12 protein-coding genes are annotated in these 16635 nt (G+C 49.0%); 9 read left to right on the top strand and 3 right to left on the bottom strand.

The window, feature by feature from the left end; all coding sequences use genetic code 11:
• Positions 1-99: 99 nt before the first annotated feature.
• Together HFE64_09965 and uvrC are read right to left on the bottom strand one after the other, a co-directional pair.
• The gene (locus HFE64_09965) at positions 100-1455 is read right to left on the bottom strand and encodes an MATE family efflux transporter (GenBank protein MCI8633788.1); all 1356 of its coding nucleotides are present in this window, start codon (positions 1453-1455) and stop codon (positions 100-102) included.
• Positions 1452-3338, bottom strand: a complete 1887-nt coding sequence (uvrC, locus tag HFE64_09960; protein ID MCI8633787.1) for an excinuclease ABC subunit UvrC — start codon at positions 3336-3338, stop codon at positions 1452-1454. Before uvrC ends, HFE64_09965 begins: the two co-directional genes overlap by 4 nt.
• A 409-nt stretch (positions 3339-3747) precedes the next feature.
• Between uvrC and HFE64_09955 the strand changes: the two genes are divergently transcribed.
• The 5 genes from HFE64_09955 (at position 3748) to rpiB (ending at position 8975) form a co-directional block, all read left to right on the top strand.
• The gene (locus tag HFE64_09955) at positions 3748-5406 is read left to right on the top strand and encodes a hypothetical protein (protein MCI8633786.1); all 1659 of its coding nucleotides are present in this window, start codon (positions 3748-3750) and stop codon (positions 5404-5406) included.
• Positions 5403-6671, top strand: a complete 1269-nt coding sequence (hflX, locus tag HFE64_09950) for a GTPase HflX (protein ID MCI8633785.1) — start codon at positions 5403-5405, stop codon at positions 6669-6671. The genes HFE64_09955 and hflX overlap by 4 nt, the downstream gene beginning before the upstream one ends.
• Positions 6672-6738: 67 nt before the next feature.
• A complete protein-coding gene (locus HFE64_09945; protein ID MCI8633784.1) occupies positions 6739-7431 on the top strand; it encodes an N-acetylmuramoyl-L-alanine amidase in 693 nt (230 codons plus the stop codon).
• A gap of 51 nt (positions 7432-7482) precedes the next feature.
• Entirely contained in the window at positions 7483-8544 is a 1062-nt protein-coding gene (locus tag HFE64_09940; protein MCI8633783.1) for a threonylcarbamoyl-AMP synthase, read from the top strand.
• Positions 8541-8975, top strand: a complete 435-nt coding sequence (gene rpiB / locus HFE64_09935; GenBank protein ID MCI8633782.1) for a ribose 5-phosphate isomerase B — start codon at positions 8541-8543, stop codon at positions 8973-8975. The genes HFE64_09940 and rpiB overlap by 4 nt, the downstream gene beginning before the upstream one ends.
• A 67-nt stretch (positions 8976-9042) precedes the next feature.
• Here rpiB and HFE64_09930 read toward each other — a convergent pair whose 3' ends face one another.
• Positions 9043-9993 (bottom strand): sugar phosphate isomerase/epimerase, encoded by a 951-nt coding sequence (locus tag HFE64_09930; protein MCI8633781.1) that lies wholly within the window; start codon positions 9991-9993, stop codon positions 9043-9045.
• A 368-nt stretch (positions 9994-10361) separates the two neighbouring features.
• Between HFE64_09930 and HFE64_09925 the strand changes: the two genes are divergently transcribed.
• The 4 genes from HFE64_09925 to HFE64_09910 all read left to right on the top strand — a co-directional run bounded on the left by HFE64_09925 (position 10362) and on the right by HFE64_09910 (position 16569).
• The gene (locus HFE64_09925) at positions 10362-12188 is read left to right on the top strand and encodes an ABC transporter ATP-binding protein (protein MCI8633780.1); all 1827 of its coding nucleotides are present in this window, start codon (positions 10362-10364) and stop codon (positions 12186-12188) included.
• A complete protein-coding gene (locus tag HFE64_09920) occupies positions 12181-14049 on the top strand; it encodes an ABC transporter ATP-binding protein (protein MCI8633779.1) in 1869 nt (622 codons plus the stop codon). The genes HFE64_09925 and HFE64_09920 overlap by 8 nt, the downstream gene beginning before the upstream one ends.
• Before the next feature lie 135 nt (positions 14050-14184).
• Positions 14185-15291, top strand: a complete 1107-nt coding sequence (locus HFE64_09915) for a DUF362 domain-containing protein (protein MCI8633778.1) — start codon at positions 14185-14187, stop codon at positions 15289-15291.
• Between the two features lie 15 nt (positions 15292-15306).
• Positions 15307-16569, top strand: a complete 1263-nt coding sequence (locus tag HFE64_09910; GenBank protein ID MCI8633777.1) for a M28 family peptidase — start codon at positions 15307-15309, stop codon at positions 16567-16569.
• Positions 16570-16635: the final 66 nt, after the last annotated feature.

Below are 16635 nucleotides of genomic sequence, written 5' to 3'. Positions count from 1 at the left end.
GCAAAAGAATAAAAAATGGCGGAAAAAATTCCGCCATTTTTATTTTGAGATATTCGTCTATTTCCGCCCATGGCGGTAGAAATATAGTGAGCCTTGCAATCAAACCTTGAGCTGGACAACGAGCTTTTTCCATTTTCCTCTATAATAATGTATCATGCTAGGGATGGTGCCTAGCACCCAGCCGAGAGGCTCGGCAAACCAGATGCCGAAGTAGCCGAAGAAATAGGAGAAAAGAAGGGAGCCGCCGACCTTGACGATAAGCTCAATCATAGCAGAGAGCATGGGTGTACCGATATCTCCCATGCCGCGCAGGGTGGAGTTGTAAATCAGGATAAGGCCGAGCGGTAAGTAGAATGTGGCGTTGACAAAAAGGAAGCCTTTGGCGATGGAGAGGATTTGCGGCTGGTCAGAGGCGATGAATAATCTCAGCAGCGGTGTGCCTATCAGATAAACGAGAACAGTGGAGGATAAGCAGGAAATGAAAGCAATTTTGAGGCCAGCTTTTACGCCGAGCTGGATGCGCTTAAGATCCTTGGCACCGGCGTTTTGTCCGGTATAGCTGGAAAGCGCATGTCCCAGAGTGGTAAAGGTAAGCCAGGTCAGCTGTTCCACACGGACTCCGGCGCTGTAGCCGGCGACGACATCGGTGCCGTAGGAATTGATGACGCCTTGGATGACCATCATGCCGGCGGCAAAGAAAGCGCTCTGCAGGCCCATAGGAAGTCCTATGCGCAGCACACGGCCGATCAGGGACCAGTCAGGGCGCAGCTGGCGAGGGGAGAAGCGCAGCACGGGGTAGTGCTTAGCGAGATAAAGGACGGAAAGAAGAGCGGAGATGCCCTGCGACCCAACGGTGGCAATGGCAACACCGCGAATGCCCATATGAAAAAGGAGCACAAACACTAAATCTCCGATGATATTTAAGATGGAAGAGAAAATAAGAAAATAGAGGGGCGTACGGCTGTTTCCCAGCGCTCTGGAGATAGAAGCTGTTACGTTATAGCCAAGCAGACAGATCATACCGCTGAAATTGACTGTTACATATTGCTGCGCCATATCTAAGATATCGTCGGGGGTACGCAGAGCGATCAGCAGCGGGCGGGAAAAGAAAAGCCCGAGACCGCCCATGATCAGAGCGGCACACAGCGTGATCAGGAATGAGTTGGCGGCAGATTTTTGAATCATTTTTTCATTTTTAGCGCCGAAATATTGAGAAACAACGATGCCTAGACCGTTGCTGAGGCCAATGGCAATATTCAAAAAGAAGTATAACATGGAGGAGGTGGCGCCGATGGCAGCCATAGCCTGCACGTTGACGAAGCGGCCCAATACAATGGAGTCCACAGAAGAGTAGAGCTGCTGAAAAAGATTGCCGAGCAGCATGGGCAGGGTGAAAAGAAGCAGTAAGCGCATGGGGCTTCCTTGCGTCATATCATAGCTGTTTTTGGGGGTCATGTTCGGGGGGCCTCCTTCTGAGAATGAAAGAATTGATATACGGCTTCAGCCGCAGGCTGATTCATACCGTCAGCTTGTTTTAACTCATCAACGGACAGGGATTTGATGGCATCTACAGATCCAAAATGCCGTAGTAGAGATTTGCGGCGCGTGTTTCCAATGCCGGGGATTTGATCTAGCACAGAGCGGATCTGATCATCAGCCCGCAGCTTTCGGTGGTAATTGATCGCAAAGCGGTGCGCCTCATCCTGAATACGCGTGATCAAATGAAAGGCTTCTTTATTTTTTCCAAAATCAATTTCCCGGTTCTCATAATAGAGTCCGCGAGTGCGGTGGTGGTCGTCCTTGACCATACCGGCTACCGGAATGCCAAGCCCTACTTCCTGCAGAACTTTGAGGGCAATGTTGACCTGACCGCGGCCGCCATCCATCAATAGCAGATCCGGCAATTTAGTAAAGCTTCCTAAAGAGGGATCCTTGCCGTCTTTTGCCAGCTGATGGATTTCTTCTAATGCATGCGTAAAGCGTCTTCGCAGGACCTCCTCCATGGAAGCATAATCATCAGCGCCAATGACGGTTTGGATTTTAAATTTTCGGTAATCGCTGCTTTTAGGCTTTCCATTTTCAAAAACAACCATAGATCCGACGGACTGGGATCCAAAGGTATTGGAGATATCAAAAGCTTCGATGCGCTCAATTGGATATTCGGTAAAATCTAGCAGCAGCTCTAGCTGGTGGACCGCTCCGCGGGTCCGGTGCTCTTCAGCCTTGAGGCGCGCGCCAAATTGAGATAGAGTGAGCGCCGCATTTTTGTGGGCAAGGCTGACGAGGTGGTTCTTTTCGCCGCGCTGCGGCTGCAGGATCTGGACTTTTTGGCCGCGCCTGGAGGTGAGATATTCTTCTAAAAGGGCGTGATCTAAGGGGAGCTCTTCGACGAGCAGCTCTTTGGGAATGAAGGTGGCACCGCTGTAAAATTGCTGAATGAAGATGCCGATGATGGCGCCGGGCTTCATATAATTGGTGCCGTCCATCATGAAGTGCTCGCGGCCGATGAGCTTGCCGCCGCGGATGAAGAAGGCCTGTACGAGCGCGGTATCCTCTTCTTTGGCAATGGCGATGACGTCGCGGTCTTCGTCGGAACCGGCATGCTCGAGCTTTTGCTGCTGGGAGAGGAAGCGGACCCCGGCGATCTGGTCGCGGTAGAGGGCGGCCTGTTCAAAATCCATTTCTTCGGAGGCCTTGTACATTTTGCTTTCGAGATCTTTAATGATCAGATGATGCTTGCCGCATAGAAGATCGATGGCCTGGGATACCATTTTACCGTATTCTTCGGGAGAGATCTGGCCCGTGCAGGGGCCGCAGCAGCGACCGATATGATAGTTGAGGCAGGGCCGCTCTTTGCCGATGTCACGCGGCAGGACGCGGTGGCAGTCACGGAGCGTCCAGAGCTTTTTCATGAGCTCAAGCGTTTGATTGACGGCGAGCACATTGGTGTATGGACCAAAATAGCGGTTGCGGTCGCGAAGCAGATTGCGGGTCTTAAAAATGCGGGGATAGGCTTCCTGTGTGGTTACTTTGATATAAGGATATTGTTTGTCATCCTTAAGCATGGTGTTGTAGGGGGGACGGTGCTCTTTGATGAGATTGTTTTCTAAAATCAGCGCTTCCATCTCGGTGTCGGTTACGATGTATTCAAAATATTCAACGCGCTGTACCATGCGCAGAATTTTGGGGGATTTTCCTTTGGGACTTTGAAAGTATTGGCGTACCCGATTATGTAAATCGACGGCTTTTCCTACATAGAGAATCAAATCACCCTCATGCATAATGTAGACGCCGGGACGGTGGGGGAGCTTTCGCAGTTCTTCTTTTATATTAAACACAGTGTGATCCTTTCTGATGAGTGCGCCCTGTTCTGGCGGCGCTCGTTGCCCTTATTGTACCATAAGTTCGGCTGTGTGTAGTGGAAAATTTGAAATTAGCTGAAAAAATTCAGCCAGTCGTGGTGGAAAATCAGGGAAGTGGTGGAAAATTCCACGTCATGACCAGCTTTTGAAAAATAGTGTGGCTGAAAAAATTCCGCTAGGTACGGGAGAAAAAATCAGAATAGCGTAAAAGCCTCAGCTATATTTCCGATTTCAGCCATAGCCGGCGCAGGCAGGCCGTAATCCAGAAGGCGCAGGCAGGCCGTGTAAAACTCCGTATCATTTCGTTATAAAAGAAAGAGAAGTTGACGGCGGCGGGAAAGAATGTTACACTGAAAATGGATTTTGCTATTTAGGAGAAACAGGAATGAATAAAATAAAAAAGCAGGTGTTCTTTTTAGCCGCTGCTGCGGCTTTGATCGTTATTAGCCTATTGGCTTATTTGGGCGTGAAGGTTTATCATTATTATTATGGCATGCTGCGTATGAGTGCGGGGGAGTATGCGCCGGTGCTGGAGGCCGGCGAATATAATATTGTATATAAGGGAGAGTATAAAAACAAAGCAATCAAGGTAGACGGGCAGATTTATTTGGATCTGGACGTCATCAATGAAGACTGGGCGGAAGAGATGCTTTTTTATGCAGAGGACATCCAAAAGGTACTGTATACGACGCCCACAGAGATGACAGAAAATGAAATCGATCGGGATGATTTTAAAAAGTGGCAGGGCAGAATCTATATGAGAGCTGAACTAGCCAAAGAAATGTTTGGAACACAGTATAAGGTCAATGAAGAGGATCAGATGGTGGCGGTACAGGCGCCGGAGGATACGATTGCAGAGGTCATTAAGTCAGATACCTATTTGCTGGTGCAGCCGGATGAGGAAGAGCGTAATTATACGGCAAAGCTTAAAAAGGGAGAGATGATTTCTGTATATGAGACGGAGACAGAAGGCTTTTACCTGGCAATGAATGAGCTGGGCTATGTAGGCTATGTGACGGAGGATCAGATTCAGAAAACCGATACAAAATTAAGCCGGAAACAGCCGCCGGCGCTGGAAATGCCGGAGGACAAGCTTCCGGGACGGACAATATCGCTTGCATTCCAGCAGGTGTATTCTAATGAATTTACGGCAGAGGTATATAGTGAGATTGAAAGCGCCGGATATTATATCAATGTTGTGTCGCCTACGTGGTTTAAGCTTAATGAAGAGGGCGGGATCGACAGCCTTGCCAATGAAAATTATGTTGCCTGGGCGCGCAATCAGGGACTGCAGGTCTGGGCTTTGTTTGACAACTCCTTTGATGATGAGCTGACCTATCGTGTTCTGAGTGATTCTGCTAAGCGGCAGGCACTGGCCAAAGAGCTGCTGCAGTACTGTGAGAAGTATCAGCTGCATGGCATCAATGTAGATTTTGAGGAGATGAGTGAAAAAACAGATCATTATTTTATACAGTTTTTAAGAGAGCTCTCGATTGAGCTGCGCACTAATGGATATTTGCTGTCAGCGGATTGTCTGGTGCCCTCCGAATGGACATCCTATTATCGGCGGGATATTATGGGACAGCTCTGTGATTATGTGATTGTCATGGCATATGACGAGCATTACAGCGGCGATACAGTCGCCGGCAGTACATCCTCGCAGCAGTTTACGGTGTCAGCGATTTATAATATGCTGCATGAGGAAGGGGTGAGTAAAGAAAAGCTGATTTTGGGCGTTCCTTATTATACGAGAATTTGGATGGGACTGGAGAATCTGCGCAGCGAGGCCGTCGGGATGACCTCGGCCAAGAATTTTATTGAGCAAAATGACTTAACGGTTACATATGATAAGGAAACGGGGCAAAACTATGCAGAAGGCATGGTAGACGGCACGCTATACCGAATTTGGATTGAGGATGCAGCGTCTATGAAATGGCGTCTGAAGCTCATGAAGGATAATGCGCTTGCCGGCGTGGCTGCATGGAGCCTTGGTTTGGAAAGTGATGAGATTTGGACTGCTTATGAGGAGGTGTTATTTTCATGAGCTTATATGATACAGACGAAAAGATACAGCGATTTATTCTGGTGGGAGTCGAGGCAGAGCAAACGACTATTTCCGCAGAGGATTCGCTTAACGAACTGGCCGAGCTGCTGACCACCGCAGGGGGAGAAGAAGCAGGGCGCATCATCCAAAAGATGGAGATGCAAAATGCGCGTACCTATGTGGGAAGCGGTAAGGTGCAGGAGATTAAAACCTTGCTGGCTGCGACGGGAGCTGACGGCATCATTTGTGATGATGAGCTTTCGCCGGCACAGCTGAAAAATTTGTCTGATCTTTTGGAAACAAAGATCATTGATCGCACGCTTTTAATTTTAGATATTTTTTCACAGCGGGCGGTGACTAAAGAAGGAAAGATGCAAATTGAGCTAGCGCAGCTTGAATACCGTCTAACGAGGCTGATCGGTCTTGGAAAAGAGCTTTCGCGGCAGGGCGCTGCGGTTGGTACGCATACCAGAGGCGCCGGTGAAACGAAGCTAGAGATGGACCGCAGGCATATTCGGGCGCGTATGGATATGCTGCGCAGCCAGCTGAAGGATGTAGTTAAGCAGCGCGAACTAGTGCGGACACAGCGGCAGAAAAATCAGATTCCGATTGTGGCTTTGGTTGGCTATACCAATGCCGGGAAATCAACATTATTCAACCGTTTAACGGCCTCTGGCGTTTTAGAAGAGGATAAGCTTTTTGCCACACTGGATACGACCACCAGGCGCTGTGAACTGCCAGGCGGGCGCAGCGTTCTATTTGTCGATACGGTAGGATTCATCCATAAACTGCCGCATCATTTGGTCAAAGCCTTTCGGGCAACGCTCGAAGAAGCTGCCTATGCAGATATTTTGCTGCATGTGGTAGATGGCTCTCATGAAAATGCGGAGCTGCATATGCAGGTAACGTATGATGAGCTTTTGGAGCTTAAAGCGGCAGATAAACCCATCCTAACCGTTTTAAATAAACAGGATCTGGTAAAAGAGGAAAAGCCGCTGAGCATCCCTTATGGGGCGGAGGCTGTGCTGCATATCAGCGCGTTAGAAGAGACTGGCGTGCAAAAAGTGATGGAGGCTGTGGAAGAGCAGCTAAGCCATATGGAGCAGGAAATAGAAATACGGCTGCCGTATGCGCAGGGAAATCTGAATGATATCCTGCACCGAAATGCGCAGATCCTAGAAGAACAATATCAGGAAGAGGGAATTTATCTGAGGCTGCGCGTGACAGAGCGGTATCAGAAAATGGTACAGTCCTATCAAATCTGAAAGGACTGAATCTTCTATTTAAAAAGCTTCCGGCATATATTAAACCAAAATGCCGGGAGCTTTTATCATGTGGAAAAGGAAAAAGTGGATTTTATTGATGACAGTCGCGATATTGACGATAGCGGCGACAGAGGCCGTATGGGGTCTGACTGATTTTTGGAGAATGACAGCGCAGAAGGAAATTGTCATCATGCTGGACGCCGGGCATGGGGGCGGAGACCCAGGCGCTGTTTCAGAGATGGCCGTTGAAAAGGATCTGAATCTTGCGATTGTAAAAAAGCTGCAGGGATACTTAGAAGAAGCGGGGTATACGGTTTATGTAACGCGCATAGAGGATGAGGGGCTGTATCAGGAGGGCGATGATAACAAAAAAAGAGCGGACATGAAAGAGCGCAAGCGGCTGATTGAAGAAAGCAATGCTGATTTGATGATCAGCATCCATCAAAATTCATATCCAGACAGCCGGTATTGGGGGCCGCAGGTGTTTTTCCAAAAGCAAAGTCCGCAGGCAGCGTCTCTGGCGCTGCTGGTACAAGAGATGCTCAATAGCTTTACCGCTCCTGAAAATACAAGAGAGGCTAAAGCCAATGACAGCTATTTTATTCTTTTACAATCGCCGATGCCGGCGATATTAGTAGAATGCGGATTTATCACCAATTCACAGGATGCAGAAAACTTAAACAGTGAGGCGTATCAAAAAAAGGTAGCCTGGGGCATCTACTGCGGTATTGAAAAATATTTGCAATCCGATGTTTTTTAATATATAATAAGCTCGATATTGATCGAATCCAGCCGGAGGGGAGGGAGCGCTGTGCAGACAAAAATTTTGCCGATTAACGAAGAGAGTCTGACACTGGCAAAGCAGTATTTAAAGCAGGGAGAGCTAGTTGCTTTTCCTACAGAAACCGTGTACGGGCTAGGCGCATGGGCTCTCTCAGAAGAAGGAATTGCCCGTATCTATCAGGCAAAAGGGCGGCCCTCCGATAATCCGCTCATTGTGCACATTGCGCCGGAGTTTGCGCTGGATACGCTGGTTCGCAGGATCCCAGAGCCGCTGCCGCTGCTGGCAGCGCGTTTTTGGCCGGGGCCTCTTACGCTGATCATGCCCAAGCGGGCAGAGATTTCAAGCCGCATTACAGGAGGGCTTGATACGGTCGCCGTGCGGATGCCATCCCACCCGGCCGCGATGGCTCTTTTGCAGTATACGGGCATGCCGCTTGCGGCGCCCAGCGCCAATCGCTCAGGGCGGCCGAGTCCGACGACGGCTGTTCATGTGCAAGAGGACATGCAGGGAAGGATCCCGCTGATCTTAGATGGCGGAGACTGTCAGGTGGGGCTTGAATCTACAGTATTGGATTTAACAGGAGAGATCCCGATGATTTTGCGGCCGGGAGCCATCACGAAGGAGATGCTGGAGGAAGTCATTCCGGAGGTCGCCGTAGATCCGGCCGTTAAGCAGGCACGGGAAGTAGCCGCAGATATTGTGCCCAGAGCGCCGGGCATGAAATACCGGCACTATGCGCCGAAGGGGCGGCTGATCGTGACAGATGCGACGGCAGAGCAGATGGCGCGGCTGATTGCTATGCAACCTGCCGGAGAGAAAATTGGCTGTATTGTGACAGGGCAGCTTTTGCAGGAGCTTTCGCAGAGGCTTGCCGGGAGGTCGGTTCAGATGATCTGCCTGGGGGACCGGAAGCATCCGGAAGAGCTGGCAGCTAATTTATTTGGCGCTTTGCGCGAAGCAGATGAAAAAAATTTAACGCTGATATATGGAGAGGCCTTGCCAAGAGAGGGCATGGGAGAAGCGATTATGAACCGGTTTTTAAAGGCGGCGTCTCAGCAGCTTTGGATGAATCAGGAGGAAAAAGGATGATTGCAGTTGGATGTGACCATGCGGGGTATACGCTTAAACAGGAGATTCTGCAGTATTTGAGGGAGCGGGGATATGAATATCGGGATTATGGCTGCGACAGTACGGCGTCAGTGGATTATCCTGACTTTGCGCATGCGGTAGCGCATGCGGTGGCTGACGGAAAGGCGGAGCAGGGGATTCTGATCTGCGGTACGGGAATTGGGATTAGCATTGCGGCAAACAAGGTGCCGGGGATTCGCTGTGCGCATTGTCATGATTGTTTTTCGGCAGAGGCGACCAGACAGCATAATGACGCTAATATTTTGGCGCTGGGCGCGCGCGTGGTCGGCGGAGGCTTGGCGCTGAAAATTGTGGAGACATTTTTGACGACCCCGTTTTCTAATGATGAACGGCATATCCGGCGGATTCAAAAAATTGAAGAGACAAATTGATGGATATTTCCAGATAAAATATAAAAAACCACTACTCAGAAGAGTAGTGGTTTTTTTGTGGTATGCCTTAGGTCCATTCCATTTTGGGGACGGACTGCTTGCCGATTTCTCGGCCGAAGAAAGCGCGTGCCATATTCAGAGAGATTTCAGTGCCTCGCTCGCAGGGCTCCATGCCTTCAAATTCAATGGAAACATATCCGTCATAGCCGGATTCTTTAATGTTTTTGATGATCTCCGGAATCGGCAGATCCCCCTGCCCCACGATGGAGCCGCGGATCATCTGTCCGCCCAGCGTCTCAAACCAGCTGCCATTATTGCAGTTGAACATTTCGTTTTGAGAGGGAAGCTGCTCCTTGGTGCGGATATAGAAATCCTTTAGGTGAATGATCTGAGCCAAATGGAGGCATCTTTTGACAGCCGCCAGATTATATTCATCTACACAGAGAAAGTTGCCGACGTCCATGGTCATTTTCATGTTCGGGCGTTCCAGAGCTTCAAAGATTCTAAGAACACGTTCAGAACCGTTGCAGAAGAAGCCATGGTTTTCCAGCGTGGTGTTGATCCCCAGAGATGCGGCATAATCGCAAAGCTCGCGGGTACCTTCTACCATCAGCGGAAGCTCCTCATTAAAATGGGGCAGAGTATTAGTCGAGAACGGGCGGCGGAAATTAGCGATGTCATGGCGCATCCAGTGAATGCCCAGACGGGCAGCTACATCAATGTGCAGCTTGACACGTTCAATTTCGGCGCGGCGCTCAGCAGCGTCCGGGATCAAAAGATCAGCGTTTACAGAATAGGTAGAAATTTCGAGATCAACCTTTTGGCAATGCTCGCGTACCTGATCGATTAAATCTGTATTCAGGCATTTGTTTTTTTCATCGACAAAGGGAAGATAGAACGGGACAAATTCGATATGCTCACAGCCGTGGTCCTTTGCCCAGTCGATCACATCAAAAATAGTCATTTTGCCTTCTGCCATGTTGGGAGCAAGGCAATAACTGCTAATACCTAATTTCATGGGTATCGGTTTCCTTTCTTTTTTTGTGATTATTATAGCAATAACCAAAGAGGGTGACAAGCATTTTTAATATAATTTTTTTTGATAATTATATCGACAGATAAAAAGAAACTTGAAGGTGTGAGTCCTTTTATTGTAAAGAGAATACAACTGGCAGTAGAACAATTATAGCTATATAAGCTATTGTTTATTGGAAGAGAGTAGGATAAACTGGATATATCAACATGAAAATGCACAGGGAGGTGAATTGTATGAAATGACCAAGGATATAGAAAAATAACTTTATTTTTATATATGACTTGTAAAAATATGAGGTATGCTGTATATTAAATACCATAAGATTTGAAAACAGAAAGGAGCTTGTACAGATGGGTGAGAGTAAATCACGAAAAGAAAAACCCAAATACTCGATCTTTCAAAATTCAATGTATATCATTCAAGATAATTGGAAATGGAGACCGAGCTTATTGTGGGTGGGTGTACTGCATATTCCTTTAAAGATCATTGTACCGCTTTTGATCGCACTCATTCCGAAGATCATTATTGATGTGATCGAAAAAGGAGGAGGTGTCAACCAGCTGCTGCTTACCGTACCGCTGCTGGTTGCCGGGATGATTCTGTTATACATTGCTGAACGCGTGACACAGCTGTATATTGATGATTCCGGGATGAGATCTAAATTTCGCTATCAAGTGACCATGGATGTCAAAACCATGGAGCTTGATTACGAATTTATTTCTGAAAATAAAGGCAAGAATTTGCGGGAAAAAGCAGTTAAGATGCTGCAGGATACGGCTGCTCCTTTTTTTTACAGCGATCTGCTGATGCTGATTACAAGCGTTTTAGGTCTGGTTTCCTACGGCAGTATTTTAGCGATGCTACATCCGCTGATTTTGGTGATTTTAGCGCTGTCCTATGCGATTACCTGGTGGATTAACCGCTATGTTAACCGATATATTCAGAGCCGTCGGGATGAGGAGGCCAAAGTCTTTGGCGGCATGCGCTATATGATTAAAAAGGCACTGGATCTGGCGGGAGCCAAGGACATTCGGCTGTATGGGATGCAGGGCTGGTTTCAGGAGATCAGTGATCAGCTGCAGAAAAAACAAAGCGGCATTCAAGCGGATGTGGCCAAGAGGCATATCGCTTCCGCGGCCATCTCGGCACTGCTTATTTTTGTGAGAGACGGCGTTGCCTATGCGCTGCTCATTTATAAGGTGATTCAGGGCGATATATCGGTTAGTGATTTTTTGGTTTATTTTACGATGATTGCTACCTTTGCGGATTGGATCTCCGGTATTTTGACTTCTTATAATTACTTAGAGCTGGAGAGTCATGGCTTCTGCAGCTACCGGGAGTACATGGAGATCGAAGAGCAGCGCGAAGAGGCCAGTGCGGCAATACCCGGCAAGGAAGAGTGGCCCTGCGAGCTGGAGCTGCGCGGTGTGAGCTATACCTATCCCGAAAGCGAGAAACCTACCATCTCCAATGTGAATCTGAAGATTAAGGCGGGAGAGCGCATCGCCTTGGTAGGCCTGAACGGCGCGGGGAAAACAACGCTGGTAAAGCTTATGTGCGGCTTATTTAGACCTACAGAGGGGCAGGTGCTGATCAATGGGCGCAGCGCATCAGAGTTTAATAAAGACGAATATTTTAAGCTTTTTTCAATTATTTTTCAGGATGTGCATCTGCTGCCGGTGTCGATTGCGACCAATATCACGCTGCAGCGGGAGGAGGAGCAGGATCAGGCGCGTTTAGAGACCTGCCTGCAGCAGTCCGGCTTTGCAGACAAGGTCAGCCGGCTTCCTAATGGAAAAGAGACGCTGCTGGTCAAGAATGTCAATGAGGATGCCTATGAGCTGTCAGGAGGCGAGATGCAAAAGCTCCTTCTGGCCAGAGCTTTGTACAAGGAAGCGCCGATTTTGATTTTGGATGAGCCCACGGCTGCGCTGGATCCGATTGCAGAAAATGAGCTGTACCTTCAGTATAAGGATATGACGCAGGACAGAACTTCGGTGTTTATTTCCCATCGCTTTGCCAGCACGCGCTTTTGCGACAGGATTATTCTGTTAGAACAGGGACAGATTGTAGAAGAAGGCAGTCATGAAGAGCTGATGCAGAAAAACGGACGCTATGCCGAGCTGTTCCAGGTGCAGAGTCAATATTATCAGGAAGGAGATGAGAAGAATGAGTGAAGAAAAAGAAAAAAAACGCCCTATTAAAGAGCATCTGCGGATGATTTTCCGCACGATTCGGATTCTCTATCAGATCTCTCCCCGGATGATGATTATATCGGAACTGGGAGCTGTTTTCCGTTCTTTCACCCCCTTTGTCAATATTTATATGTCAGCCCTGATCATTGACGAACTGGCAGGCGCCTGTGAGGTCGCCGCATTGACACGCTATGTTCTCATTACCATTACGCTGAATCTGCTGATCGCAGTAGTCAACCGGGTCGTGGATCAAATCAGCAGGGCAGAGGAGGCACTGCTGGGGATGCGCGTGAATCTGCTGCTGGCCAACGAAGGGCTTAAGATGGACTACACTGATATCGAGGATGTGCATACGAGAGTGCTGCGCAACCGGATCAATGAGGCCATGGAGAGCGGCCGGGGCGGTATTACGCATTGCTATGATAAACAGGCCTATGTGCTGGAGATTTTTTGCCGGGTGATCATCGCCGCAGTAATGTCAGTGCAGGTATTTAGTATTCTGTCAGCGCAGACGCTGACTGGTTTTCTGGCATTTATGAATACGCCATGGGCATCCGTGCTGCTGGCCGTGCTGATCTTGGCTATGTCTGTATTTTCCGGATTCTCCTTTAAAAAGGCGGCTAAGGTTTTGTTTAATGTATGGCTGGACTGGCCCAAGCGCAGGACGCTCAGCGACTACTACAGCAAGGAGTACATTGGCGAAAATGGCGCCGGAAAGGATATCCGGCTGTTTCATCAAAAGGATCTGATCAAGGCAGAGATGGACAAATGGTATGCAAACCCGCCGTTTATCACAGCCAAATTTAAAATTAACTGTAAGTATGACGGAATCAATTTGGGGCTCACCAGCTTTTTGACAGGCGTTGTCTATTTCTTTGTCGCCATGAAGGTAGTGAGCGGCGCGTTTGGCATTGGTTCTTTAGTGCGCTATGCAGGACTGATCAATCAGTTTGTAGATGCTTTTGTACTGCTGATCTGTGAGGTGTCCAAGATGTTCCTCAACAATGACTATATGGACGATGTTTTTGAATATCTGGATAAACCAAGGCGGATGCAGTCCGGACATCAGACGTTGCAGACAGAGCAGGCGCGGCAGTGGCGCATTGAATTTGAGCATGTTACTTTCCGCTATCCCGGTACGGAGGTGGATGTATTAAACGATGTATCTCTGACGCTGCAGCCCGGAAAAAGCCTGGCGCTGGTAGGGATGAACGGCAGCGGCAAATCCACGCTGATCAAGCTGCTGTGCCGCCTGTATGATCCAACAGAGGGACGGATCCTGCTCAACGGTATAGATATCAAGGAGTATGAATACAGCGAATATCTAAAAGCCTTTTCTGTTGTCTTTCAGGACTTTCGTCTGTTTGCCTTTGAGCTGGGAGAGAACATCGCCGCCGGTACAGAGATCGACGAGGCAAAAGCAACCGCCTGCCTGGAAGAGGCCGGCTTTGCCGAGCGTCTGCAGAGCCTGGAGCAGGGGCTTCATACCTATCTTTATAAAGACTTTGATAAAAACGGCATTGAACCAAGCGGAGGCGAGGAGCAGAAGATCGCGCTCGCAAGAGCCCTATATAAGGATGCGCCCTTCATGATTCTCGATGAGCCCACGGCAGCGCTCGACCCCTTGGCCGAGGCCGAGATCTACCGGAAGTTCCATGAGATCACCGATCAGCGCACAGCGGTATATATTTCTCATCGACTTTCCTCCTGCCGCTTCTGCGACGAAATTGCCGTGCTGGATCAGGGCAGGCTCGTGCAGCATGGCACGCACCAATCCCTAGTTGAGGATAAGGCCGGCAAATACTATGAGCTTTGGAATGCGCAGGCTCAGTATTACGTGTAAATCAGTCTCAAGCAGCTTCCTGAAGGTCCCAACCAGGAAGCTGTTTTCTTTCACAAAAAACCTTTTCAAACGCATGCATATGTGGTACAATTTTACTATATTTCGGCGCGCGGCGCCAAAGAAAGGAACATACAAATGGAAAAATCGAAGGTATTCTGGACAGACTTCAGAGCGCTGCCCGGAGATAATTTGCTTCTTAAATTAGAACGGCTGATCCGCAGAGCCGGCATCGAAACCATAGACTTTGACCGCAAGTTTGCTGCGATTAAAATGCATTTTGGCGAGCCGGGGAATTTGTCTTATCTGCGGCCCAACTTTGCAAAGGTGGTTGCCGATGTGGTCAAGAGTCTGGGCGGCAAGCCCTATCTGGTAGACTGCAATACGCTGTATGTGGGGCGGCGCAAAAATGCGCTGGATCATTTGGAGGCAGCGTATGAAAATGGTTTCAATCCGTTTGCAACCGGATGCCAGGTGATCATCGGAGACGGAATCAAAGGGACGGATGAAACGCTGGTGCCGGTGGGCGGCGAGCTAGTGAAGGAAGCGAAAATCGGGACCGGCGTCATGGATGCGGATGTGTTTATCTCTTTATCTCATTTTAAAGGGCATGAGGCCACCGGATTTGGCGGCGCACTGAAAAATATTGGCATGGGCTGCGGTTCTAGGGCCGGCAAAATGGAGCAGCATGCCAATGGAAAGCCAACGGTGGATGCAGAGCTTTGCGTAGGCTGCCGCAAGTGCAGCAAAAACTGTGCGCATGAGGCCATTTCATTTGAAAGCGGAAAGGCGCAGATCGATCATGAAAAATGCGTAGGCTGCGGACGCTGCATAGGGGCATGTCCGATGGACGCCGTAGCGGCGCTGGGGGATTCTACCAGTGCGGAGCTGAATAAAAAGATTGCCGAATATTCACTGGCAGTGCTGCAGGATAGGCCTCATTTCCATATCAGTCTGGTGGTGGATGTGTCCCCGTATTGCGACTGTCACGGAGAAAATGATCTGCCGATCGTACCGGACGTCGGTATGTTTGCTTCCTTTGATCCGGTGGCGCTGGATCAGGCATGCGCTGATGCGGTTAATGCACAGCCGATTGTAGAAAATAGCCTGCTGGGCGAGCGTGAGCATATTCATCATGATCATTTTACGGATGTACATCCCAATACGGACTGGCATGTATGCCTCGAGCATGCAGAAAAGCTGGGGATTGGCAGCCGGGAATATGAGCTGATTCAAATTAAATAAAAGGAGGATACAAGAGTGAAAATTTGTGGAAACCGGGAGTTTGAGCTGCTGAAAAAGATCGGATTTGTCAGGGTCTCTGGTTCGGCAGAAGAAGAAAGAGCCGCAGGCATATTGCTCGAGGAGCTGAAGGACATCGGTGTGGAAGGAAAAATGGAGACCTTTGAGGTCACGGATGCTGTGCAGACGATGGCGACCTTTGAGGTGCTGGAGCCTTATCAGAAAAGCTATGAGGTGACCTGCTACCGCTGCGCAGGCGATACGCCTGCCGAGGGACTTACGGCTGAATTTGCCTATATTGAAGAGGCGATGGATGCCAATTTGACTGGTATTGAGGGCAAGTTTGTCCTGCTGCACGGCCGTCTGACGCCGGAAATCTATCAGAAGCTGCTGCAGGCTAACATTGCCGGATATATGACCTTTAGCGGTACAATTTTAGATAAAGAAGAGGAGACGGATCTGCCCACGCCGATCCTGAGAGAGCGTCTCAGCAAATTTGGTACGGTGCCGACGCTTAACATACGGGCTAAGGATGCTATGGAGCTGGTGCGGGATAAAGCAGCCAAGGTACGGATCACAGCTAAAAGCGCCTCACAGACGCTGACAAGCCGCAATGTGATCGCCACTCTGCCGGGAACGCAGTATCCGGAGGAGATCATTGCCTTTGGCGCGCATTTTGACAGCGTTCCCTTTAGTACGGGCGTGTATGATAACGGAGCAGGTTCTGTGATCATCATGGAGCTGCTGCGCTATTTTAAAGAAAATCCGCCGGCCAGAACGCTGCAGTTTATGTGGTACGGCTCGGAAGAGGTAGGTCTTTTGGGAAGCAAGGCCTATGTGGCCGCGCATCAGGAAGAGCTTAAGAAGTACCGGCTGATGATCAATGTTGATGTAGCCGGCGCGATTTTAGGTAAGGATACAGCCATGGTCACGGCAGAGCAGAGTCTGGCAGATTACACAGATTTTCTGTTTAAGCAGGCAGGGATGGCCGTCGGAGTGAAGCAGGATATCTATTCGAGTGATTCGATTCCGTTTGCGGACGCAGGCGTTCCGGGCATTAACTTCTGTCGCTTTGGCGCCCCTGGCGCAGCCTTTATTCATGACCGCCGCGATGTGATCGATTTTCTGTCGGCAGAAAGTCTGGAGCAGACAACAGAGAAGGTGCTTCTGTTTGCAGACAAAATGGTGAATGCGGGCGTAATGCCGGTACCGCGCACGATGCCGCAGAATATGGTGGAAAAGATCGATGAATATCTGTTTAAAGAGAAAAAGGAAAAATAAAAATGGAAGAAGCTGCCGCATGGCGGCTTCTTTTTTAATGCTTAAAATTTGTTTAATTTCCTAAAG

This window comes from Lachnospiraceae bacterium (genome assembly GCA_022794035.1).
GTDB lineage: Bacteria > Bacillota > Clostridia > Lachnospirales > Bianqueaceae > CALWPV01.
The sequence above is the reverse complement of the archived record's forward strand: the minus strand, read 5'-3'. Positions and strand labels throughout refer to the sequence as shown.